We start from the raw sequence: 21,215 nt of genomic DNA on the forward strand, positions 1-21,215 counted from the left end.
GCGGACGAGGACACCCCGGAGCCGCTGAAGGACGCCTTCGCCGCCCTGCTGGAAAGCCTCGGCGAGGTCGCCGGGGACGGCGTCCACCCGGCACTGTTCACCGAGGTGTTCCGGGCAGCCCTGCACGGGCTGGCCACCCTGACCCGAGCAGGACGGCTGCCGCCGGAGGACACCGAGACGAGGGTGGAACTGCTGGTGAACCGGCTCGCCATGCTCTGACACACCCGCTCCGGACGGGCACCCGGCGGGACCTGCCCGAGTGGTTCGGGCCATGAACAGCTCCCCGCTCAACAGCCGTACGCCTGGCATGAGTTGACCCACACCGGGCAACAAGGTGCCATCTGCACAAGAGCCCGGTCTGCTCGCCCTGCGGCCCGGCTTCGCCAGGTTTCCTTGTGCTCAGCACCGCAAGTTGTCGCGCTGCGGTCTCTTTTGCCGGGGCGGATCGTGGGTGAGGGTTTCAGGCCAGTGGTGATCCACGCCACGACGGTGGCCCGTCGTGCCGCCGCTGCCTGACAGGGAGCGATCGATGTCCCCCCATCACACCCCGAAATCCGCACTCCCCGCGCTGCTGGGAAGAGGCCCCGAGGGGGTCTTCAGGCGCACACTTCCGAAGGAACAGCCCACCGGTGCGCGCATGGTGCGCACCCTGGGCCTGACCCAGCTGACGATGATCGGCATCGGCGCCATCATCGGGGCCGGCATCTTCAGTCTGGCCGCGGCCGTCGCCCGGGACGTGGCCGGTCCCGCTGTCCTGATCTCGTTCCTGGTGGCCGGCGCCGCGTCGCTCTGCGCGGCCTTCGCCTACGCCGAGTTCGCGGGCATGGTGCCGAAGGCCGGCTCCTCCTACACCTACTGCGCCGCGGTGCTCGGGGAGATCGTGGGCTGGATCGTCGGCTGGGACCTGCTCCTGGAGTACACCGCCATCGTCGCCGTCGTGGCGATCGGGATGTCGGGCTATCTGGGATTCCTGCTGGAGGCAGTCGGTGTCCATCTGCCCACCTGGGCCCTGGGCGCCCCCGGCACCGGAACCGGCCACCGGATCGATCTGCTCGCGGTGGCGATCTGCCTCGGCGTGGCCTGGCTGCTGACCCGTGGCACCCGCACCTCGGCGCGGGTGGAGACGGTGCTGACCATCGTCAAGATCGCGATCGTGCTGCTGGTGATCGTGGTCGGCTTCACCAAGGTCGACAGCCAGAATCTGCAGCCCTTCGCGCCCTTCGGTCTCGGCGGGGCGTTCACCGGGGCGGCCACCGTCTTCTTCGCCGTGTTCGGCTATGACGCGCTGAGCACGGCCGCCGAGGAGTCGTTGGAGGCCCGGCGCAAGCTGCCGAAGGCGATGATGCTGTCGCTGGCGGTCTCCATGGTGCTGTACGTGCTGGTCTGCGTCGTGCTCACCGGTATGCAGCACTACAGCGAGATCAACCCGAAGAGCGGGATCTCCAGCGCGTTCCAGAGCGTGGGGCTCAGCGGGCTGGCCAATGTGATCGCGGTCGGCGCGGTCATCGGCATCGTCACCGTGACCTTCTCCTTCATGATGGGCGCCTCCCGGCTGTGGTACGCCCTCAGCCGGGACGGTCTGATGCCCGCCTGGTTCGGCGCCATCCACCCCAAGCGCAAGGTGCCGCACCGTGCCACCTGGCTGATCGGTGCGGTGTCCGCCGTGCTGGCGGGGGTGCTGCCGATCAACGCCGTCGCCGAACTCACCAATATCGGCGTGCTGCTGGCGTTCGTGGTGGTCTCCGCCTCCGTGCTGGTGCTGCGCTACAAGAAGCCGCACCTCAAGCGGGGTTTCCGGTGTCCGGGCATGCCGGTGGTGCCCGTCCTCGGCATCGCCTTCTCGCTCTGGCTGATGTCGTTCCTCCAGTGGGAGACCTGGGTGCGGCTCGGCTGCTGGCTGCTCGTCGGCCTGGTCATCTACGCGGCGTACGGCTACCGGCGCACCCGGCAGGTCATGCCGGGAGGCTCGGTGGATCTCGACGCCCTTGACGACATGTCCGAATCCGACGAGGCCGAGCCCACGCCCGTTCCGTGACGGGCGGGCCGGCCGCCCCTGCCGGCGCTCCGCCCCTCCCCCCTCCCCGGGAGGGACGGAGCCCGCCTCCGTCCGGGCCGTCAGCCGGCCTCCGTCGGATGCAGATACGGATCGCCGGACGGCACCGCGCGGCGCAGACAGCTGAGCACGGCCGGGAGCAGCGGGTTGCTGTTCTCACTGCGGTGCAGCGCCATCACCTGGCGGTGGGCGGAGCGCTGGGTGAGCCGGGTCGCCTCGACGCCCTCGCTGGGCTGGTGGCCCAGCGCCGGGACCACGGCCACGCCGAGGCCGGCGGACACCAGCTCCCGCACCACGGCGTAGTTGTTGCTGCGGAAGGCGACGGCCGCCTCGAAGCCCGCGGCCGCGCACAGCCGGACGAACGAGCGCGCCCCGGCGGTGTCCTCCCGGCTGGTGATCCAGCGGGCGCCGGACAGCTGGGGCAACTGCGCGCTCAGGCCACTGCCACGGGCCCTGAGCAGCAGGAGGTCCTCCCGGAGAAGGCGATGGCGGGTCAGTCCGGCGGGCCACTGGCGGGGGCTGAGCCCGTACTCGTATACCAGCGCGACGTCCAGTTCACCGTGGCTGAGCGCGGTGAGCAGCTCTTCGGGTTCGGCCTCCTCCAGCTGGATCTGGGCGCGCGGGTGGATCTCGACGAGGGCGGACAGCGCCGAGGGCACCAGCCGGACGTCGGCGGTGGGAAAGCTCCCCAGCCGCAGCCGGCCGGTGGCGCCGGTGGCGAGTTCCTGCACCTGGTGGTCCAGATCGTCCATGGCGGCCAGCACATGGGTGCTGAGATCGACCAGCCGGTGGGCCGCCGCGGTGGGGCGGATGCCGTGCGCCTCCCGCTCGAAGAGCACCAGCCCGGTCTCCTTCTCCAGGGCGGAGATCTGCTGCGAGATGGCGGAGGCGGTGTAGCCGAGATCGCGGGCCGCGAGGGCGAAGGACTCACTGCGGACGACGGCCTTGAGCGTGAGCAGATGCAGGGTTTTCAGCACGGCGGGCTCCCAGGGACGCGGGGAGGCGAGCATAAGCATTCATTGCCCTCAAGCGTCAATACTTTCGCCCTGCTGGGCCTTGTCCCGCCCCCCGTCCGGCGCACATCGTGGTCCCACCAGGCGGAACGTGATCTCGGTCGGCACAAGGGAGCAAGCACGGTGACCACAACAGCGCAGGGCCTCGACGCGGCAGCGGTGGCCGAAGCGCTCGGCGCGGGGGACTGCGGAGAGGTCGCCGGTGACGCCGGCCACCGGGCACAGTACGCGTCCGATGCCTCCAACTACCGCCAGATCCCGCTGGCCGTCGTCTTCCCCCGCGAGCGGCGGCACATCCTGAACACGCTCGGGGTCTGCCGCCGGCTGGGAGTGCCGGTCACCGCGCGCGGAGCGGGCACCAGCACCTCGGGGCAGGCCGTCGGACCGGGTGTGGTGCTGGACTTCTCCCGGCACTTCCACCGGCTGCTCGCCCTGGACCCGCGGGCCCGGACCGCGACCGTCGAGCCCGGCCTCGTGCTGGACGTTCTGCAGGAGGCCGCCGCCCCGCACGGGCTGCTCTTCGGCGCCGATCCGTCCACCCACAGCCGCTGCACGCTGGGCGGCATGATCGGCAACAACGCCTGCGGCTCGCACTCCCTCGCCTGGGGCCGCACCGCGGACAACATCCTGGAACTCGAGGTGGCCACCTACCGCGGCACGGTGGTCCGGCTCGGGGAGATGACCACGGAGGAGATCGACGAGGCGATCGCCGCGGGCGGTGACCGCGGCGAGCTGATCGCGTCCCTGCACCGGCTCGCCCAGCGCAATCTGGCGACCCTGCGCACCGGACTGGGGCAGTTCCCGCGGCAGGTGTCGGGCTACGCGCTGGAACAGCTGCTGCCCGAGCGACGCTTCAACCTCGCGCGGGCCCTGGTCGGCAGCGAGGGCACGCTGGCCGTCGTCCTCTCGGCCACCGTCCGGCTGGTGTCCCCGCCCCCCGCACGGGCCCTGGTCGTCCTGGGGTTCGCGGACGCCTGTGCCGCGGCAGATGCGGTCCCCGCCCTGCTGAAGCATCAGCCGCTGGCGCTGGAGGGCCTCGACCACGCGCTGACCGACATCGTCACCCGGCCCGCGACCAGGGCCGCGATCGACAGCCTGCCGGCCGCGCGGGCCTGGCTGTTCGCCGAACTCGGCGGCACCGCGGACGCGTTGCCACGGCAGGCCGAGGCGCTGGCCGAGACCGCGCGGCAGGCCGCGGGATGCACCGGCAGTGAGGTCGTCACCGATGCCGCGCGCGCCCGCACCCTGTGGCGCATCCGCGAGGACGGTGCGGGGCTGGCCACCCGTATACCTGGGGGCACCTCCCAGCCCCCCAGGGCTGGGGGAGGCTCCGAGGCCTGGCCCGGCTGGGAGGACGCGGCCGTCCCGCCCGAGCAACTCGGCTCCTATCTGCGGAAGTTCACCGATCTGCTGGACCGCCACGGGCTCCAGGGCGCCGTCTACGGGCACTTCGGCGAGGGCTGTCTGCACGTCCGGATCAACTTCGACTTCGGCACCGAGCAGGGCACCGCCGTCTTCCGCGCCTTCGTCACCGACGCCGCCCGGCTGGTCGCCGCCCACGGTGGCTCGCTGTCCGGCGAACACGGCGACGGGCAGGCCCGCTCCGAGCTGCTGCCGCTGATGTACGGCCCCGACGTCATCGCCCTGTTCGAGGAGTTCAAGGGCGTCTGGGACCCCGACAACGGCCTCAACCCCGGCATGATCGTCCGGCCGCTGCCGGTCGACGGCAATCTGCGCGTCAGCCCGCACCGCACCCCGCTGCCGCTGGCCACCGTGTTCCCCTTCCACGCCGACGACGGGGACTTCGCCAAGGCCGCCCGCCGTTGTGTCGGCGTCGGCAAGTGCCGCTCCGCCGGGCACCGCGGCGATGTCATGTGCCCCAGCTACCGGGTCACCCGCGACGAGAAGGACTCCACCCGTGGCCGCGCCCGGCTGCTGTACGAGATGACGCAGGGCGAAGTGATCACCGACGGCTGGCGTTCCACAGAGGTACGCGACGCCCTCGATCTGTGCCTGTCCTGCAAGGGATGCAGCGCCGACTGTCCCGTCGGGGTGGACATGGCCACCTACAAGTCGGAGTTCCTGCACCACCACTACAAGGGGCGGCTGCGGCCCGCCTCGCACTACACCATGGGCTGGCTGCCGCTGCTGTCACGGCTGGCCGCACGGGCCCCCGGGCTGGTCAACGCGCTCACCTCGTCCCGTCTGGCCCCGGCCGTCAAACGCCTCGGCGGGATCGCCCCGGAGCGGGAACTCCCCCGGTTCGCCCCGCAGACCTTCCTCACCTGGTTCCGCCGCCGTACGCCGCGGGGGGACGGCCGGCACGGTCCGGTCGTGCTGTGGGTCGACTCCTTCAACAACCACTTCAGCCCCGAGGTCCTCCGGGCCGGTGTGGCCGTGCTGGAGGACGCCGGCTTCCGGGTGCGGGTCCCGGACGGCACCCAGTGCTGCGGACTCACCTGGATCACCACCGGTCAGCTCGGCACGGCCCGCCGCATCGCCCGGCGCACCACCGCGGCCCTGGCCCCCGCCGTCGGCGCCGGCCTCCCCGTCGTCGGACTGGAGCCGAGCTGCACGGCGGCCCTCAGGAGCGATCTCCCCGAACTCCTCGACGGCGACGCGGACGCCGGTGCCCTCTCCCGCGCCACGCTCACCCTCGCCGAGCTCCTCGTCGACCACGCCCCCGGCTGGCAGCCGCCACGGGTCGAGGCCCGCTCGCTCAGCCAGACCCACTGCCATCAGCACGCCACCTCCGGCTTCGGCGCCGACAGCGCGCTGCTGGAGCGGATGGGCATCGACAACACCGTGCTCGATTCCGGCTGTTGCGGTCTCGCCGGCAACTTCGGCTTCGAGCGCGGCCATTACGACGTCTCGGTCGCCGCGGGCGAACAGGTGCTGCTCCCCGCGGTGCGTTCGGCCTCCGAGGACACCCAGATCCTGGCCGACGGCTTCAGCTGCCGTACCCAGATCGCCCAGCAGACCCCGCGCAGCGGCACCCATCTCGCCCAGCTGATCGCCCAGGCGCTGCCCCCGGCCGACCCCTCCGCCCGATCCGGCTTCCCTTCTCTTCCTACCGACAAGGAACACACCCGTGACTGACGCACTGTCCCTCATCGACGAGTGGGGCCCCGAGAAGACCGTCGTCGTCTCGCACCGGCGCACCGGCATGAAGGGCGTCCTGGTGATCGACAACACCGCCCGCGGCATCGGCAAGGGCGGCACCCGGATGAGCCCCGGCGTGACCGTCGAGGAGGTCTCGCGGCTGGCCCGGGTCATGACGTGGAAGTGGGCGGCCGTCGACCTCTTCTACGGCGGCGCCAAGGCCGGCATCGTCGCCGATCCGGCCGCCCGCGACAAGGAGGCGGTGCTGCGCGCCTTCGCCCGCGCGCTGTCCAACGAGGTGCCCCGCGAGTATGTGATGGGGCTCGACATGGGCCTGACCGAGAGTGATGCCGCCATCATCCAGGACGAGCTGGGCGACCGCGGGGCCGCCGTCGGCACTCCCGAGCACCTCGGCGGGGTGGCCTACGACAAGCTCGGGGTCACCGGTTACGGCGTGGCGGAGGCGGCCGACGCCGCGGCACGGCACCAGGGACTGCCGCTGGCCGGGGCCCGGGTCGCCCTGCAGGGCTTCGGTGCGGTCGGCGGCGCGGCCGCCCAGCGGTTCGCGGAGCTGGGAGCCACGATCGTGGCGGTGTCCACGGCGCACGGGGTGCGGTACGACCCCAGCGGGCTCGACGTGGGCGCCCTGCTGGCGGCGCGGGACGAGCACGGCGACCACTTCGTCTCCCGCCACCCGGCCGGCACCGCGCTGCCCGCGGGGGCCGAACTCACCGTGGACTGCGATGTCCTGGTGCCCGCCGCGCTCCAGGACGTCATCCACCGCGGCACCGCGCACGAGATCAAGGCGAAGCTGGTCGTGGAGGGCGCGAACCTGCCGACCTCGGCGGACGCCCGGAGCATCCTCGCCGAGCGGGGGATCACCGTGCTCCCCGACTTCGTGGCCAACGCCGGTGGTGTGGTCGCGGCCGCCTTCGCGATGGATGCCCGCTACTCCGGCTTCCGGCCCGGCACGGCGAGCATCTTCGAGTCGGTCTCGGCGCGGCTGCGGGCCAACACCGTGACGGTGCTGGACGAGGCCCGGCAGCAGGACATCACCCCGCACGCGGCCGGCCGCCGCCTCGCCGAGGAGCGGGTCCGCACCGCCATGGAGAGCAAGGGCCGTCTCCCGCGCGACTGAGCGGCGCGGCGCCACCGGCTCCGGGTGTCAGGCCGGGCACGCCTCATGGGTCTTGACCACGATGAGCGTGGCCGGCCGGCCCTCCAGGAGTGTGCCCGCCTCCGGAGTCTGCGAGCAGACCTTCCAGCTACCGGGCCACAGCACATGGCGGCCCGCGCCGCGTCCGTCGCGGAGCCGGACGGAGGTGTCGTAGTTCAGGGCCTGGTAGGCGGAGACCAGGCCCCGGCCTGCCACCCGCGGCATCCGCTCGGGGCCGTCGGCCTGCGCCGGAGCGGCCGGGAGCAGGCAGGACAGGACCAGGAGCGAGGTGGTGACGATACGTTTCATCACCGGAGAACGATCAGCGCGGGCAACGGTCACCCGCGGGCCGGGCCATCACCACCGTTCAGACGGCTGCCCGCGCTTCCTCAGCGCGGATCTCCTCGATGACATGCCGGGCGATGGCCGCCATCACCCGGTTGCTGTCACGGTAGGCGCGGAGTTCCATGAGCGCGACCGACAGCGCCCAGCCGCGCCCGCGGGCCCAGGTCGCGTCGTCCGCGCCCAGGGCCGTACGGAAGAGGCCGCGCGCCTCGGCGGGCAGCAGGTACCAGGCCACGATCGTGTCGACAGCGGGGTCGCCGAGGCCGAGGCAGCCGAAGTCGATGACGGCGCCGAGCCGGCCGTGGACGGTCAGCAGGTTGCCGGGCTGCAGGTCGGCGTGGAGCCAGACGGCCGGTCCGGTCCAGGCGGGCGCCCGCAACGCCGCTTCCCAGCCGGCGAGCGCCGCATCGGTGTCGATCAGGCCGTGCAGTTCCGCCACCGCGGCGCGCGTCGCCTCGTCCCGTTCCGCCAGGGGTTCGCTGCGGTAGGACGGAGGCCCGTCCGCGGGATCGATGCGGTGCAGGGCGGTGACGAACGCCGCCAGATCCGCGGCGAGCGAGCGGGGTGCGGAGAGGCGGCCGACGGCCGGGGTCTCCCCGTCGAGCCAGCGGTAGACGGACCACGGCCAGGGGTAGCCGGCGGCGGGTGTGCCCTGGCCCAGCGGTGCGGGTACGGCGACCGGGAGCGCGGGGGCGAGCCAGGGCAGCCAGCGGTGTTCCTTCGCCACGTCGTGGGCGGCACTCTCGGTGCGCGGGAGCCGTACGACCATGGCGTCACCGAGCCGGAACATGGCGTTGGCGGTCCCGGCGGAGTCGACCGCCGTGACGGGCAGGTCCGCCCACGCGGGGAACTGCGCACCGATCAGGCGGCGCACCAGCGGGACGTCGAGCCCCACCGCGTCGGCATGCTTCCTGCGCGCGCTCACGGGCGCCTCCGTATCGCTCGGGGTGTGGCCGTCCCGGTGTCGTGGACGGCGTCCCTTGATATCCCGGCCCGCCGTCCGCGTCGACCCGTTTTCGTCAGGTCAGGGGCCGGCAGAGCAGGGCGTCGGGGCGGCCGAGGTGTCCGAGGCGGCTGGTGTAGGCGAGGCCGGCCGCGTAGGAGCGGGAGGGGCACTGCCCCTTGTAGTGGCCGTGCGCGAAGTCGCCTCCGGGGTCGCCGGGCGGACGGTTGTCGCCGCGGTCGAACCAGAGGGTGCTCCCGTCCGTGCCGAGTGTGGTGCGGGCCGGTGTGCACAACGCGGCGGAGAGCTTCTCGCCCCGCAGGCTGTAGCCGGTGAGGAAGTGTCCGTCGGGGCACTGGAGTTTGCTGTAGCCGGGGGCCCAGTCGCCGCCGGCCGGGACATGGCGCTCGTCGCGCACCACGGTGGGGACGCTGCCGGGCTTGCGCAGATCGCCGGCCGTGGGCGCGTCGGTGCACAGTCCGCGGCCCCGGGTGTGGCTGATGCCGATGAGACGTTCGCCGTCCGGGCAGGCCGCCTTGCGGGCGCCGCTGTCCCAGTCGCCCAGGGACCGGGCGCTCAGGGACTGGACGAAGTCGCGGTGGTCGGTGGTGAGCAGATGCCAGGCGGGGGTCACCGGCACCGGGCCCGTCTTCTGCGGGGCGGTCAGGAGCCGGTGCCAGGCGGTGGCCCGCCAGTCGCCGCCGTCGAGGACTCCGGTGCGGCGGCCGGTGTGGTCGTACCGCAGCATGGCCCAGGCGTCCCCGGCGGGCGGCCCCTGGCCGTCGGTGCTCCAGCCGACGAGCGGCCAGTAGGCGAAGTCCGTGTCGGTGTCGGCGAGGTAGTCGGTGAGGTTGCCGAACCAGGCGCGGGCGGCCGGGTTCGACTCCTCGGAGCCGATGCCGAACTCGCTGATCCACAGGGGCGCGGTGAAGTGCCGCCCGGTCTCCTCGGAGACGTAGAAGGCCTGGTCGTGCAGTACGGCACGCAACTGGTCGCGGCTCAGGTCCTGGTAGCGGGGGTCGTGGGTCTCCCCCATCCCTGTGGCGCCGCTGTGGTGCGGGCCGGTGTAGCCGTAGAAGTGGGCGGAGTAGACGAGCTTCCCGGAGGTGACGAGGGTGTGCGAGAGCGTTCGGACCGGGGCGAGGGTGGGGCGGCCGTGCGGGAGGCCGTCCAGGGGCACGCCGGTCCAGTTGATGCCCTCGACGATGATGAGGAGACGGGGGTTGGCCTCGGTGAGAATCCGGTCGGCGGCCTCCTGCGCGGCGGCCTGCCAGTCGTGCCCGTCGCCCAGTCCCCAGTTGGGGTCGTCCAGGACGTCACGGCGCACCTCGTTGTAGAGGTCCGCCCCCACCACGCGGCCGTTGTCCTGGTAGCGGCGGGCCATGAAGACCCAGTCGTCGGCCCATTGCCGGGTGGACTGGCGGCTGTTCCACCGCTCGTTGCCGTCGAGGCCGCAGCACCACCGGGTGGTGTTGGTGTGGTTGTTGAGGACGACCGCGAAGCCGCCCGCGGTCAGGGCGGAGACCACCGCGTCGAAGACCTGCAGTGGTGTCCTGCCGCGCAGCTGCGGGTTGGCGGCGACCGCGGCATCCGGCACCGGGGCCGTGGCGTGGAGCATCTCGTTGGAGAACGGCAGCCGGATGCTGTTGAGGCCCAGGGCACGGAAGTCGTCGAGCAGCGTGGCGATGCGGACGCGGTCGAGACCGAGGGGGACGCCGTGCGCGTTCTGGCCGCCGTGGTGGTTGGCCGGGTCGTTGATGTCGCCCGAGCCGTTCCAGGAGCCCTGCGCCCCGTCCCAGTTGGCGGACTTCAGCCGGAACCGCCGGCCGTCGGCATCGACGATGTAGCGGCCTCGGGTGGAGAGCGGAGCGGTCCACGCCTCGGCGGCCTTCCCGGCGGCCGCGGCTGACGGTCCGGCCGCGGAGGCCTCCGGCGGAGCGGGCGCCGCGACCGCGCCGGGGACGGCGAGCCCCGTCAGGACGAGGCACATCGCCAGGACACGGCACACGGAACGTAGGAGCGGCTGCACGTCATCTGCCTGCTTCGTCGGACGTACTCACCGGCTCGGTCCGGCGAGCGGCCGCACGGCAGGGACACCACCGGCGGGCCAGGGACAAGTTACCGACGGGTGACTGACGGGGCCATACCCTCCCACGGCCAATTTCCTGGCCGGTCAGCGTTGTTGGCGCTGCGGGCGCCCGCTGCCGGACGGCCGGTCGAGGCGCCTCGCCCCTGCCACCGAAGACGGACGACGGCGCGCCACACACCCCTCAGCCAACGGGGAGGAACTCCCGGGCTCCGCGCAGCCGGGTGCGCAGGCGCTGCTGTGTGGCGGTGCTGTCGAGGCGGACGTGATCGCTCAGCTGGGCGGTGATGCCACGCATGGCGCGCAGGCCCTGCTCCTTCAGGGTTTCGCCCGACGGGCGAGGGGTGGCGGCCGTGGCGGCGATCGCGGAGAGGGGCATCGCGAGCTGGGCGGGGGTCGGGCTGGGCCGGGGTGCGTTCGACATGGTTCTCCTTGCGTGTCACCGGGCGAAGTGGGCCGTGGCGGCCGCTCGTACGGATCTCCGGGCCCGGCCACCGGCCCCGTGTCCCGGCGGGGTGCGCACCACTCCGGCTGTCGCGTTGATCGCATTCACCCCGTTTCGCGGCATTCGGCCGCCCGGACCGCACGACTCCCCCGAGCCGTGGATTTCAGGCTCCTGGGCCGACCCCGGGGCCGAGGGCGACCCCCGGGCCGCATCGCATCCGCGCTCCCCCACTGGCGCCGGCAGACGCCGCGCGGCGCGCACCAAGCACTTAGGGTGACGAGATGATCACGGATCGGGTGCTCCGCCGATCGGCCGCCGACAGCCGGTATCCCGGCGCCCGTTTCCGGCACCCGGCCGCACCGGAGAAAGGGACTCGTATGCGCGCTCGCCATCTCGCCACCGCTGCCGTTCTGGCGCTCACCACCGCCGTTCCCACCGCCGCCCCGGCCCCGGCACAGTCCTCCGCCACCGCCCCGCCGACGGGCGGCCGGTCGCCCGAGGTCCGCCCGGCCGGCCACACCGAGGTCCCCGTCCACGGCGGATCGGCCCGTTTCGCCACCCCTCCCGCCCTGCTCGCCGCGCTCAAGGCGCACGGCGTGGTGATCGCGGACGTCGACACGCAGGGCGCGGTCACACCGCACCACGACGCCGACGGGATCAGCCTGCGCGTCAAGGGCGGCGCGGTCACCAACAGCGGCGGCAAGGTCGGCGGTGAGCTGCGGTTCGCCGACGGCGGGATCGCGCTGGTCCATCGCAGGACCAAGAAGGTCGTCAAGATCACCGGCTTCACCGCCGACCTCGGCCAGGGCGCCCTGCGGGCCCGGATCGACGGCGGCCCGAGGCAGACCGTGGGCACCTTCACCCGGCCCAGCATCACCCCCTCCATCGACACCGCCACCGCGACGCTGCGGATGAACACCGGCATCACGGTCACCGCGGCGGCCGCCGCCAGGCTCAACGAGGCGCTCGGCACCACCGGCTTCAGCGGCGACGGCCCCCTGCTCCCCGCCCGCATCGACGCCGCGCTCGACCCCTCCGTCGACCTGCGCACCGCCCTCAACCTGGGCCACCGTCCGGCCCCGGCGGCCGGCGAAGGGCACCGCTCGGCCGGGGCCTGGGAGGGAGAAGAGCCGTTGGCGGAGTGATCGGGGGACCGGTGAGCCGGCCCCCGCCCGGCCGACCCGGATGCCCCCTGCGGGCCCGGCCCGCCAGGCGGACCAGGCGGAGTTCACCGCCCCTGAGGAGCCCACGGCAGCCGCAGCCCATCGCCGTGGCGCCGGGGGATCAGATGGACATGGGCGTGGAAGACCGTCTGCGTCGCCGCAGGGCCGACGGCGGTGATGAGGTTCAGATCCCCGGCGAGTTCCGCGCCCAGCTCCGCCGCGCGCTGCATCACGGCAGCGGTCACCGCCGGGTCGGTCGTCGCGTCCCGGACATGGCGACGCGGAATGACCAGGAGGTGTCCGGGCGTGACCGGACGGCGGGGCTCGATCGCGAAGGCGTCCGGCCAGTCCCGGACGAGCGGGGTCGGCTCCGTACCGGCGGCCATATGGCAGAAGGCGCAGGCCTCCAGTTGCCTGGCGGGTTCACTGTGGATCAAGGGGCGGGCGAGATCGCGGTGTTCGACATCGGCCGCGGTCCCGCGCTCGGCGAGCCAGTCGCCGACGGCGCGGGCGACGGCCGGGGCCCGGTGGCGGCCGTACCAGCAGGCGACGTACAGGTGCACCGTCTCGCCGCTGCCGGCCCGGTGCAGGGCGAGCAGCTGACGCCCGGTGTGCTCGACGGTCTGCCGGGCGTCCGGGGCGGACAGCACGTAGTCACGGACCTCGGGGTGCAGACCCGTCAGTGGGACCAGTGACGCGGTGACCGCGGTGTCGGCCGGGTCCCACATCCGGTCGCGGACGTCGAGCACGAGCGCGCCGGTGTCATGCCGGGGCGGGGCACCCCAGCGGGCGCCGTAGGACGTGATCCGGATCGGGGCGGTACTACTGCTGGTCATGGGCTCTCCTGCTGCGTGGAGACGGGGCCGGGAAGGGCGGGAGACAGGTGCGCGTCGTTGTCGCGGACGACGGCGGACGGCGGGGAGCAGTCGTCGGGCGGCGAGCTCGGCATTCGGGCGGCGGCCATCGGTCCGGCCGTCAGGGCGTCGGGGCGTCGGTTTCTCCCCCGGTTCTCCTGCGGCAGATGTACCGGACATCGCGTGGTCATGCGGGCTTCTCCGGGCCGGGGGTTCCTGGTCGTGACGGGCGCCGGGCGGCCGAGGGCAGCCGACAGGCAATGGGTGTACCGCGTTCCGGGTTCGTTCAGCTACCGGTCACGCTCCCCGCCCACTCTCTGGAATGAGATATTCCGCTTGGTGACACCGCTGTGGTCGGGCATCCCGCCACGGCACGGAGGGCCGCATGGCCGGTATGACCCAGATCCCCACCAACCGCCGTCACTTTCTCCTCACTTCCGGTGCCGCCGTCGCCGCGGCCGGTGCCACCTGGGCACTGCCGGGACAGCGCAGCAGCGCGGCACCGGACGCCGGTCACGCACAGACACTGCCCCGCCCGGCGCCGGCCCGCCCCGCCGCTCACCGGGCGGCGCCGTACGGAGCGACCACGCTGGACACCACGGCGCGCCCGGTCGGCAACGGCGGCTACCGCCGCCTCACGTCCGGCCCCGGCTGGCCGCTGGTCGTCCGGGGTGAACTCGCCGCCGCGGCGTCCGGACGCCAGGACCGGCGGACCGCCCTGGCGTGCTTCCTCCAGTTCACCGACCTCCATGTGGTCGACGTCCAGAGCCCGTTGCGCACCGAGTTCCTGCGCGCCGGGTCGCCGGGGTCGTGGCGGGCCCAGGAGGCGCTGTCGGTGGCCGGTTCGGTCTCGCTCGTGGAGCAGGCGAACGCGCTCGGCGGCGGACCGCACACGGGCCGCCCGCCGGCGTTCGTGATGTCCACGGGTGACAACATCGACAACCACTCGATGGTGGAGCTGGAGTGGTTCCTCACCCTGATGAGCGGCGGCCGCATCACCCCCAACACCGGGGACCCGGCTTCCTTCGAGGGCGTACAGAACTCCGGTCTCCCGTTGTACTGGCACCCGGACGACGGCCTGCGCGACCAGGACAAGAAGCGGGGCCTGCCGCAGCTGCCCGGCTACCTCGACGCCGCGATGCGCCCGGTCGTCAGCCCCGGTCTGCGGATGCCCTGGTACTCGACGCCCGGCAACCACGACGACCTGCCGGGAGGCTGTCTGGCCCCGCAGGACCCGGTGCTGACGGAGTACATCACCGGGGCGCGCAAGCTGTTCTCCGTACCGGACGCCGATGTCGCCGCGTTCGCGAGGGTGCTGGACTCCGGCGACGACCCCAAGAGCACCGTGCTCAAGGACATCCTCGCCCGCAACGCCGCCCGCGCACGGACCGTGACGCCCGACGAGCGCCGGCGCATGGCCACCCCGCACGAGTACCTGCGGGCCCATCTGGACCCGGGTTTCGCCGGTGCGGGACCCGTCGGGCACGGCTACACCGACAACCACCTCGACGGCGACCGGATGTACTACTCCTTCACCGTCGCCGAGGGAGTCATCGGCATCAGCATCGACACCACCTACCGCAGCGGCCACTACGAAGGGTCGCTCGGCACCGAGCAACTCCGTTGGCTGGAGCGGACACTGGCCGCCCACAGCTCCCGCCATTACGACGCGGACGGCCGGCTGGTACGCAACGCCGGCGCCGATGACGCCCACATCCTGGTGTTCAGCCACCATCACAGCCCGAGCATGACCCGGCGGCCCGACGCGGCGCGCGCGGAGGAGACACGGCACGACGGCGAGGAGGTCATCGCCCTGCTGAGCCGGTTCCCGAACGTGGTCGCGTGGATCAACGGCCACAGCCACGTCAACCGCGTCACCCCGCACGCCCACCCGACGGCCGCCCGCTCCTTCTGGGAGGTCAACACCGCCTCCCACGTGGACTATCCGCAGCATGCCCGGGTCATCGAACTCGTCGACAACCACGACGGGACGCTGTCCCTGTTCACCACCCTCATCGAGTCCGCCGCACCGCACCGCACGGACTTCGACGACCTGTCGTCCGTCGGGCTCGCGTCCCTCTACCGCGAGCTGTCCTACAACGCCCCCGGTCTCGCCGCCGGCATGAGCGGCACGGTCCACGAGGCCATGGCGGGCACCCCGGCGGACCGCAACACCGAACTCCTCCTCCGGCGGGCCTGACCCGGGCCGCACCGCGCCGGCCGGGGACGGCCACGGCCGGCGTCACCCCCCTCCCGGAGCCACCCACTCCGCATCCCACGCCTCCGCACCCCCGTCGCCGCCCCACGCCCGCTGTCCGGAGCCGCGCGCTGAGGCGTCCGGGGGACCCCGGCCGACGTGCTGCGGCCCCGCGGTGGGGGCGGGCAGTACCGTCAGGGGGTGCATATCGACAGATATGCCGCAGAACAACACCAATGGTGGAGTCTGTATGCCCCCCTCCGTCACACCGCGGCCGGCCCGACGGCGGATCGCCGGGACCCTGTGCGTGCTGCTGGCCGTCGGCGTCGTCATCACCGGACTGGTCCAGGCGGCGCCGTCCGCCACACCTCAGGCGCTCGATCCACGGATCACCGCGATCATGCGGAAACCGGAGTACCGGCACGCCCAGTGGGGGCTGTTCCAGCAGAACCCGCGAACGGGCAAGGTGACCCAGTCCCAGTACGCCGACCAGCTCTTCATTCCCGGTTCCACGGCCAAGCTGTTCAGCGTCAGCGGCGCCTGGCACACCCTGGGCGGCGACCACCACTTCGTCACGCCCGTGCACGCCGTGGGGCAGCGCCGGAACGCGACCCTCAAGGGCGACCTGGACCTGGTCGCCCAGGGCGATCTGACCCTCGGCGGAAGAACACGCAAGGACGGCACCGTCGCCTACACCACCATCGACCACACCTACGCCAACGACATCCCCGGAGCCACCCTCACCCCGGAGAACCCGCTGGCCGGTATCGACGAGCTGGCCCGGCAGGTGCGTGCCGCGGGAATCCGGCGGGTCGACGGCGATGTGGTCGTCGACGCACGGCTGTTCCGGCCGGACCCCGCCCTCGATCCGGTGCCCACACCGCTGATCATCAATGACAACGTGATCGATCTGCTCACCACGCCCGGCGCCGCGGCGGGCACCCCCGCCGGGCTGGACTGGCGCCCGAAGGTCGCGCCCTACCACGTCACCTCCTCCGTCCGCACGGTCGCGGCGGGCCGGCCGTCCGACATCACCGTGCGCAGCTCCGCCGACGGCACCCGCATCCAGCTGTCCGGCACCATCGCCGCCGGTTCGGCCCCCGCCCTGCGGATCTCGCCCGTCAAGGACCCGAACGCCTTCGGCCGCACCGCCCTGATCGAGGCGCTCCAGCGGGCCGGCGTCGAGGTCCGCGCGAAGGCCGTCGGCCCCAACCCCGTCCGCCGGCTGCCGCGCACCTACCAGGGCGCCCCCACCGTGGCCCGCTACACCTCCCCCGACTTCGCCCAGTACGCCAAGCTCATCTTCAAGGTGAGCCACAATCTCGGGGCGAACCTGGGGGTGTGCCTGATGGCCACCAGTACGGGGAGCACCGACTGCGCGGACGGGTTCCCGGTCCTCGCCAAGTTCCTGGACGGCGCTCAGGTGGACCGCAAGGCCGTACAGCTCGCCGACGGCCGCGGCGGCAACCCCGCCGACCGGACCACCCCTCGTGCCGTGGCGCAGATCCTGACGTACTGGCAGCGCACCCCCGAGGCGCGGCGCTTCCGCACCGCACTGCCGATCCTGGGCGTCGACGGCTCGCTGGCCGACTCCTGCCGCAGCTGTCCCTCACGCGGCAGGGTCTTCGCCAAGACCGGCACCGCGGCGGGCGGCGACTTCCTCAACGACCGCCTGGCCGTGGGCGCCGAAACCACCGGCGGCTATCTGGAGACCCGCAAGGGCCACTTCGACGTCTTCTTCGCCGGGGTGAACGGCGCCGCCACCCTCGACGCCGACATCAACGGCGTCCTGTCCATCGGCGACGACGTGGCCGACGTCGCCGCCTACCTCCAACAACAGTCCGCCGGGGGGAAGTGAGCGGAGGGGGCGGGGCGGGCGCGGCGCCCGGTCGACCCCTGAGGACTTAATTGGCATCTTGGATGCAACTTCTATAGAGTGCTCGTGTGCGACTGACCAAAAGCACCGACATCGCCCTCCGCGTCGCCATGCGTCTGGCGGTACTCGGGGACCCGGGTGACGCGCCCACCACCCGCGAGGTGGCGAGCGCCGTCCAGGTGCCGTACACCCACGCCGCCAAGGTCGTGAGCAAGCTCCAGCACCTCGGCGCCGTCGAGGCGCGGCGCGGACGCGGTGGCGGGCTGACACTGACGGCCGCGGGGCGTACGGGGTCGCTCGGCCGGCTGGTACGGGAGCTGGAGGGGGTCGACGATGTCGTGGGGTGCGAGGACGATCCGCCGTGCCCCCTGCGCGGCGGCTGCCGGCTGCGCGGTGCACTACGGGCGGCACAGGAAGCGTTCTACGCCTCGCTCGATCCGCTCTCCATCGCCGACCTGGTCGAGTCGCCGACCGGTCCGCTGCTGCTCAGCCTGACACCCGCACCCGTCAGGGACTGAGCCACCCGGCATCCGCCAGGGGTGAGCCGTAGACCTGAAGCTACAGAAGCGCCCCCCACTCAACTCCGCTCGCACACCCCACCGTCGACACGAGCAAAAATATGCATCTCAGATGCCAGTTTCCGCCTCCCCCACCCTTCGAGAATCCGGAGCCGTCGATGCTGTCGCCGAAGTCCGCCGAGACCGTACGTGCCACCCTCCCCGCCGTGAGCGGAGCCATCGGGGAGATCACCGCGCTCTTCTACGAGAAGCTGTTCACCGCCCACCCCGCGCTGCTGCGTGACCTCTTCAACCGCGGCAACCAGGCCAACGGCAGTCAGCGACAGGCCCTCGCCGGTTCCATCGCCGCCTTCGCGCGCCATCTCCTCGAACACCCGGACAGCCGGCCGGACGCGCTGCTCGCGCGGATCGCGCACAAGCACGCCTCGCTCGGGGTGCGTCCCGAGCAGTACCCGATCGTGCGGGAGCACCTCTTCGCGGCCATCGCCGAGGTGCTGGGCGACGCGGTGACCGACGCCGTGGTGCGGGCCTGGGACGAGGTGTACTGGTTGATGGCCCATGCCCTGATCGCCATCGAGCAGCGGCTCGCGGCGGAGGCCGGTGTACGGGACGGCGCGGTGTGGCGGCCCTACCGGGTGGCCGGACGGATCGAGGAGACCGACGAAGTGGCCACCTTCCTCCTGCGGCCGGCCGACGGTGCGCCCGTACCGGCGTCCCGGCCCGGCCAGTATGTCTCCGTACAGGTCCAACTCCCGGACGGCGCACGGCAGATACGCCAGTACAGCCTCTCCGGGCAGCCGGACGGCGGGCTCCAGATCTCCGTGAAGCGGGTGGTGGCCGGCGGGCGGCCCGGCGCCCCGGCCGACAGCCCCGCGGGCGAGGTGTCCGGGTACCTCCACTCGCGGGTGCACGGCGGCGAGATCCTCCATGTGAGCCCGCCGTTCGGTGCCGTGGTGCTGCCCGAGGACGGCGACGGGCCCCTGCTCCTCGCCTCGGCGGGCATCGGCTGCACCCCGATGGCCGGCATGCTCACGCATCTCGCCGCCACCGGCTCCCGGCGCCGCATCCTCACCGCGCACGCCGACCGCTCCCCCGCCACCCACCCGTTCCGTACGGATCTCCGGCGGCTCACCGGCAAGCTCGCCGACGCGACGGCGGACGTCTGGTACGAGGAGGGAGCCCCGGGCGAGGAGGAGTGCGCGGGCCGGGAGACGGGCGGTGCGGTCGACGCGGTGACCGTGCGCGCCGGGCTGATGGATCTGACGCTGCTGGCCATCCCGGCCGGCACCACCGCGTATCTGTGCGGGCCGGTGCCGTTCATGAAGGCGGCACGGGCGCAACTGCTGGATTCCGGCGTACCGTCCGCGGCGATCCACTACGAGGTCTTCGGACCGGACCTCGGGCTGTAGGGCAGCACCGAGGCACGTCCTCCCGGAGAGGCACCAGGCCGTGCCTTGTACCTCCACGCCCCGTGAACTGGGCGGCGGCCAGCGGCCGGTGACGTGGTGACAGCCTTGCCGCCGGCCGGTGCGGGCAGCATGATGCGGGGAATGACAGCACATCTGCCTTCCGCCCCACCGGCCGTGGTCCGGCTGACGCGGTTCACCAAGACGGAACTGACCGAGATCCTCGGCGAGGGCGAGGACGCCTTCGGAGTCGCCTGGACCGGGCTGACCTGGCGGGCGAAGCAGGAGCACTTCGGCATCGAACGGGACGGCCGCCTCGTGGCGCACACCGGCCTGGTGACGGTTCCGCTGTCGATCGGCTCCATCGAGACCCGAGCGGTCGGTGTCGGCGGGGTGGCCGTCGCCCCCGGCCTGCGCGGACAGGGGCTGGCGCGGAGCGTGATGACCGCCGCCCTGGAGCACGCCCGCACGATCGGCCCCCGGTACGGACTCCTCTTCTGCCGGTCGCCTCTCCTGCCCCTGTACGAGCGGCTCGGCTGGCGGCGGCTGGATGAGGACGTGGAGGTCGAGCAGCCCGGGGACACCACCGCGGTCATGCCGCTGGAGACCATGTGGACGCCCCTGCGTGACGGGGCGGAGTGGCCGCCGGGACCGGTGCGGCTGCGCTCACTGCCCATGTGAGCGAGGGGCGTTGAGATCCTGACGGACCGGCCGCAGCCCTGGCATCCGGTCCGCTGCGCGTCGGCGCGGGACTGCCACGGGAGTTCGTATGTGTCCTTCGTCCGCGTGGAGACCCGGCGCGTCGTTTGGACAGCTCACGGGCCTCCGACACCGTGAAGGCGTGCGCCCTCTCCTCCTTCGCCTCGTCGCAGCGACAACCGTTCTCCTGGCCGTCGGCGGCTGTATGTCCCTTCCCGCCGACGCTCCCCGGCACGACCCCGGCCCCGCACCGGGCGGACGCACCGTGGCCCCGGCCCGGCCCTCGCCACTGCTGATGCCCACCGAGGGGTCGCCGCGGGAGCGGCTGGTCGATGTCGCGTCCGTACGGAAGCGAGCGAAGCACTCCGTGGCGTCCGGGAAGGGACATGCCGGTGCCCGGCACACCGCGCCGGGGAAGCGGGTGGAACGGCGGCCCGTGGGACGGCCGGTGCCGCGGCACGCTCACTCCGCACCGTCGAGGCCGCGTCCGGCGCGGGTACACCCGGCGCCGAGGCAGCGGCACCACGTGGAGACACCGCCCCGTACGCTCCGGCGGCCGCGGCCCCGCTCGACGGTCGACGCCGGAGTGGTCTGCCGGATGGCCGCCGGCCGGGTCCGGGCGGATCTGCTGCGGCTGTGCCGGCGGACGTACGGGCGCTGACCGGCGAGAATGCTGTCGGCACAGGAAGAGGGAGCCGGCAGATGCAGAGCAATCAAGGTCCTCAGGAAGGACCGGCGCGGGACTGGGACACGGACGCCATACGGGCCCGGCTCGGTGAACTGGCGCGGCAGGACCCGGAGTGCGCCCGGTTCGGCGCCGACGAGCACCGCTACCGGCTGAGCCCGCCGCTGCCCGAGGCGGCGCTCCGCGCCTTCGAGGAGCGGTACGCCGTCAGACTGCCCGCTGCCTACCGGACGTTCCTCGCCCAGGTGGGCGGCTCCGGGGCAGGCCCCCAATACGGACTGCTGCCGCTCGACGAGCCCGTCCCCGCCGAGAGCGACGAGGCCGTCGACGATCTGCGGGAACTGGACCGGCGTCCGGGCTTCCTGTCGGCGCCGTTCCCGCTCTCCGAGGAGTGGCGGGGCAGTCCGGCCGAGCGATGCGACGAGGAGGCGGAGCGCACGAGGGTGGCCGGGTCGCTGGTCATCACCGAGTCGGGGTGCGGGGCGTTCGTCCGGCTCGTCGTGACCGGGCCGTCCGCCGGTCAGGTCTGGTTCGACGACATGACCTGGGGGCAGATCAGCCCCGGCCCCGACTTCCGGGCCGCATGTACCGCGCCACCAACAGGAGAGGCTCAGCCATGCCACTGGACATTCCAAGCGTCACGCAGACGGAGGAGGAGCGCCTGGCCGAACTCG

General features: G+C 72.8%; 17 protein-coding genes. 11 read left to right on the forward strand and 6 right to left on the reverse strand.

Going from position 1 to position 21,215, the window contains the following annotated elements; translation table 11 throughout:
* Together ACWC9R_RS33955 and ACWC9R_RS33960 are read left to right on the forward strand one after the other, a co-directional pair.
* A partial coding sequence (locus ACWC9R_RS33955) for a TetR-like C-terminal domain-containing protein (protein ID WP_450737377.1) occupies window positions 1-219 on the forward strand: 219 nt, incomplete at its 5' end.
* Between the two features lie 418 nt (window positions 220-637).
* Window positions 638-2,035 carry an amino acid permease gene (locus tag ACWC9R_RS33960; protein ID WP_450737406.1) on the forward strand — a complete coding sequence of 466 codons (1,398 nt, stop codon included), beginning with the start codon at window positions 638-640 and terminating at the stop codon, window positions 2,033-2,035.
* 80 nt (window positions 2,036-2,115) lie between these two features.
* Here ACWC9R_RS33960 and ACWC9R_RS33965 read toward each other — a convergent pair whose 3' ends face one another.
* A complete protein-coding gene (locus ACWC9R_RS33965) occupies window positions 2,116-3,030 on the reverse strand; it encodes a LysR family transcriptional regulator (RefSeq protein ID WP_450737379.1) in 915 nt (304 codons plus the stop codon).
* A gap of 159 nt (window positions 3,031-3,189) precedes the next feature.
* Here ACWC9R_RS33965 and ACWC9R_RS33970 point away from each other — a divergent pair, with 159 nt between their 5' ends.
* On the forward strand, window positions 3,190-6,165 hold the full coding sequence (locus ACWC9R_RS33970; RefSeq protein ID WP_450737381.1) for an FAD-binding and (Fe-S)-binding domain-containing protein: 2,976 nt from the start codon (window positions 3,190-3,192) through the stop codon (window positions 6,163-6,165).
* Entirely contained in the window at window positions 6,158-7,306 is a 1,149-nt protein-coding gene (locus tag ACWC9R_RS33975; RefSeq protein ID WP_450737383.1) for a Glu/Leu/Phe/Val family dehydrogenase, read from the forward strand. The genes ACWC9R_RS33970 and ACWC9R_RS33975 overlap by 8 nt, the downstream gene beginning before the upstream one ends.
* A 27-nt stretch (window positions 7,307-7,333) precedes the next feature.
* Here the strand turns inward: ACWC9R_RS33975 and ACWC9R_RS33980 are convergent, their stop codons facing one another.
* The 4 genes from ACWC9R_RS33980 to ACWC9R_RS33995 all read right to left on the reverse strand — a co-directional run bounded on the left by ACWC9R_RS33980 (window position 7,334) and on the right by ACWC9R_RS33995 (window position 11,122).
* Window positions 7,334-7,633 carry a hypothetical protein gene (locus ACWC9R_RS33980; RefSeq protein WP_450737408.1) on the reverse strand — a complete coding sequence of 100 codons (300 nt, stop codon included), beginning with the start codon at window positions 7,631-7,633 and terminating at the stop codon, window positions 7,334-7,336.
* A 58-nt stretch (window positions 7,634-7,691) separates the two neighbouring features.
* On the reverse strand, window positions 7,692-8,594 hold the full coding sequence (locus ACWC9R_RS33985; RefSeq protein ID WP_450737384.1) for an aminoglycoside phosphotransferase family protein: 903 nt from the start codon (window positions 8,592-8,594) through the stop codon (window positions 7,692-7,694).
* 94 nt (window positions 8,595-8,688) lie between these two features.
* On the reverse strand, window positions 8,689-10,602 hold the full coding sequence (locus ACWC9R_RS33990; RefSeq protein WP_450737410.1) for a cellulase family glycosylhydrolase: 1,914 nt from the start codon (window positions 10,600-10,602) through the stop codon (window positions 8,689-8,691).
* A 280-nt stretch (window positions 10,603-10,882) separates the two neighbouring features.
* Complete coding sequence (locus tag ACWC9R_RS33995; RefSeq protein ID WP_450737386.1) at window positions 10,883-11,122, reverse strand: hypothetical protein; 240 nt, start codon at window positions 11,120-11,122, stop codon at window positions 10,883-10,885.
* A gap of 398 nt (window positions 11,123-11,520) precedes the next feature.
* Here ACWC9R_RS33995 and ACWC9R_RS34000 point away from each other — a divergent pair, with 398 nt between their 5' ends.
* A complete protein-coding gene (locus ACWC9R_RS34000) occupies window positions 11,521-12,288 on the forward strand; it encodes a hypothetical protein (protein WP_450737388.1) in 768 nt (255 codons plus the stop codon).
* An 83-nt stretch (window positions 12,289-12,371) separates the two neighbouring features.
* Here the strand turns inward: ACWC9R_RS34000 and ACWC9R_RS34005 are convergent, their stop codons facing one another.
* The gene (locus ACWC9R_RS34005; RefSeq protein WP_450737390.1) at window positions 12,372-13,142 is read right to left on the reverse strand and encodes a RapZ C-terminal domain-containing protein; all 771 of its coding nucleotides are present in this window, start codon (window positions 13,140-13,142) and stop codon (window positions 12,372-12,374) included.
* A 403-nt stretch (window positions 13,143-13,545) separates the two neighbouring features.
* On the opposite strand from ACWC9R_RS34005, the gene ACWC9R_RS34010 reads away from it, so the two are divergent.
* The 6 genes from ACWC9R_RS34010 to ACWC9R_RS34035 form a co-directional block, all read left to right on the forward strand.
* Window positions 13,546-15,360, forward strand: coding sequence for a TIGR03767 family metallophosphoesterase (locus tag ACWC9R_RS34010; protein WP_450737392.1), 1,815 nt, complete (start codon window positions 13,546-13,548; stop codon window positions 15,358-15,360).
* Between the two features lie 247 nt (window positions 15,361-15,607).
* A complete protein-coding gene (dacB, locus tag ACWC9R_RS34015; RefSeq protein ID WP_450737394.1) occupies window positions 15,608-17,215 on the forward strand; it encodes a D-alanyl-D-alanine carboxypeptidase/D-alanyl-D-alanine endopeptidase in 1,608 nt (535 codons plus the stop codon).
* An 86-nt stretch (window positions 17,216-17,301) separates the two neighbouring features.
* Window positions 17,302-17,751, forward strand: coding sequence for an RrF2 family transcriptional regulator (locus ACWC9R_RS34020; RefSeq protein ID WP_450737398.1), 450 nt, complete (start codon window positions 17,302-17,304; stop codon window positions 17,749-17,751).
* Between the two features lie 158 nt (window positions 17,752-17,909).
* Window positions 17,910-19,160 carry a globin domain-containing protein gene (locus ACWC9R_RS34025; RefSeq protein WP_450737400.1) on the forward strand — a complete coding sequence of 417 codons (1,251 nt, stop codon included), beginning with the start codon at window positions 17,910-17,912 and terminating at the stop codon, window positions 19,158-19,160.
* Between the two features lie 141 nt (window positions 19,161-19,301).
* A complete protein-coding gene (locus ACWC9R_RS34030; RefSeq protein WP_450737402.1) occupies window positions 19,302-19,838 on the forward strand; it encodes a GNAT family N-acetyltransferase in 537 nt (178 codons plus the stop codon).
* Between the two features lie 720 nt (window positions 19,839-20,558).
* Window positions 20,559-21,215 (forward strand): SMI1/KNR4 family protein (locus tag ACWC9R_RS34035; protein WP_450737404.1); only part of this gene is annotated, 657 nt, incomplete at its 3' end.

The sequence above is a fragment of the Streptomyces sp. NPDC001219 genome (genome assembly GCF_053597915.1).

Excerpts from the sequence above, each read along its gene's own strand:
- ACWC9R_RS34030 (WP_450737402.1), top strand. The coding sequence starts at position 19,302 with ATGACAGCACATCTGCCTTCCGCCCCACCGGCCGTGGTCCGGCTGACG.
- ACWC9R_RS34005 (WP_450737390.1), bottom strand. The coding sequence starts at position 13,142 with ATGACCAGCAGTAGTACCGCCCCGATCCGGATCACGTCCTACGGCGCC.
- ACWC9R_RS33960 (WP_450737406.1), top strand. The coding sequence starts at position 638 with ATGGTGCGCACCCTGGGCCTGACCCAGCTGACGATGATCGGCATCGGC.
- ACWC9R_RS34000 (WP_450737388.1), top strand. The coding sequence starts at position 11,521 with ATGCGCGCTCGCCATCTCGCCACCGCTGCCGTTCTGGCGCTCACCACC.
- ACWC9R_RS34025 (WP_450737400.1), top strand. The coding sequence starts at position 17,910 with ATGCTGTCGCCGAAGTCCGCCGAGACCGTACGTGCCACCCTCCCCGCC.
- ACWC9R_RS33990 (WP_450737410.1), bottom strand. The coding sequence starts at position 10,602 with ATGTGCCTCGTCCTGACGGGGCTCGCCGTCCCCGGCGCGGTCGCGGCG.
- ACWC9R_RS34010 (WP_450737392.1), top strand. The coding sequence starts at position 13,546 with ATGGCCGGTATGACCCAGATCCCCACCAACCGCCGTCACTTTCTCCTC.
- dacB (WP_450737394.1), top strand. The coding sequence starts at position 15,608 with ATGCCCCCCTCCGTCACACCGCGGCCGGCCCGACGGCGGATCGCCGGG.
- ACWC9R_RS33980 (WP_450737408.1), bottom strand. The coding sequence starts at position 7,633 with ATGAAACGTATCGTCACCACCTCGCTCCTGGTCCTGTCCTGCCTGCTC.
- ACWC9R_RS33995 (WP_450737386.1), bottom strand. The coding sequence starts at position 11,122 with ATGTCGAACGCACCCCGGCCCAGCCCGACCCCCGCCCAGCTCGCGATG.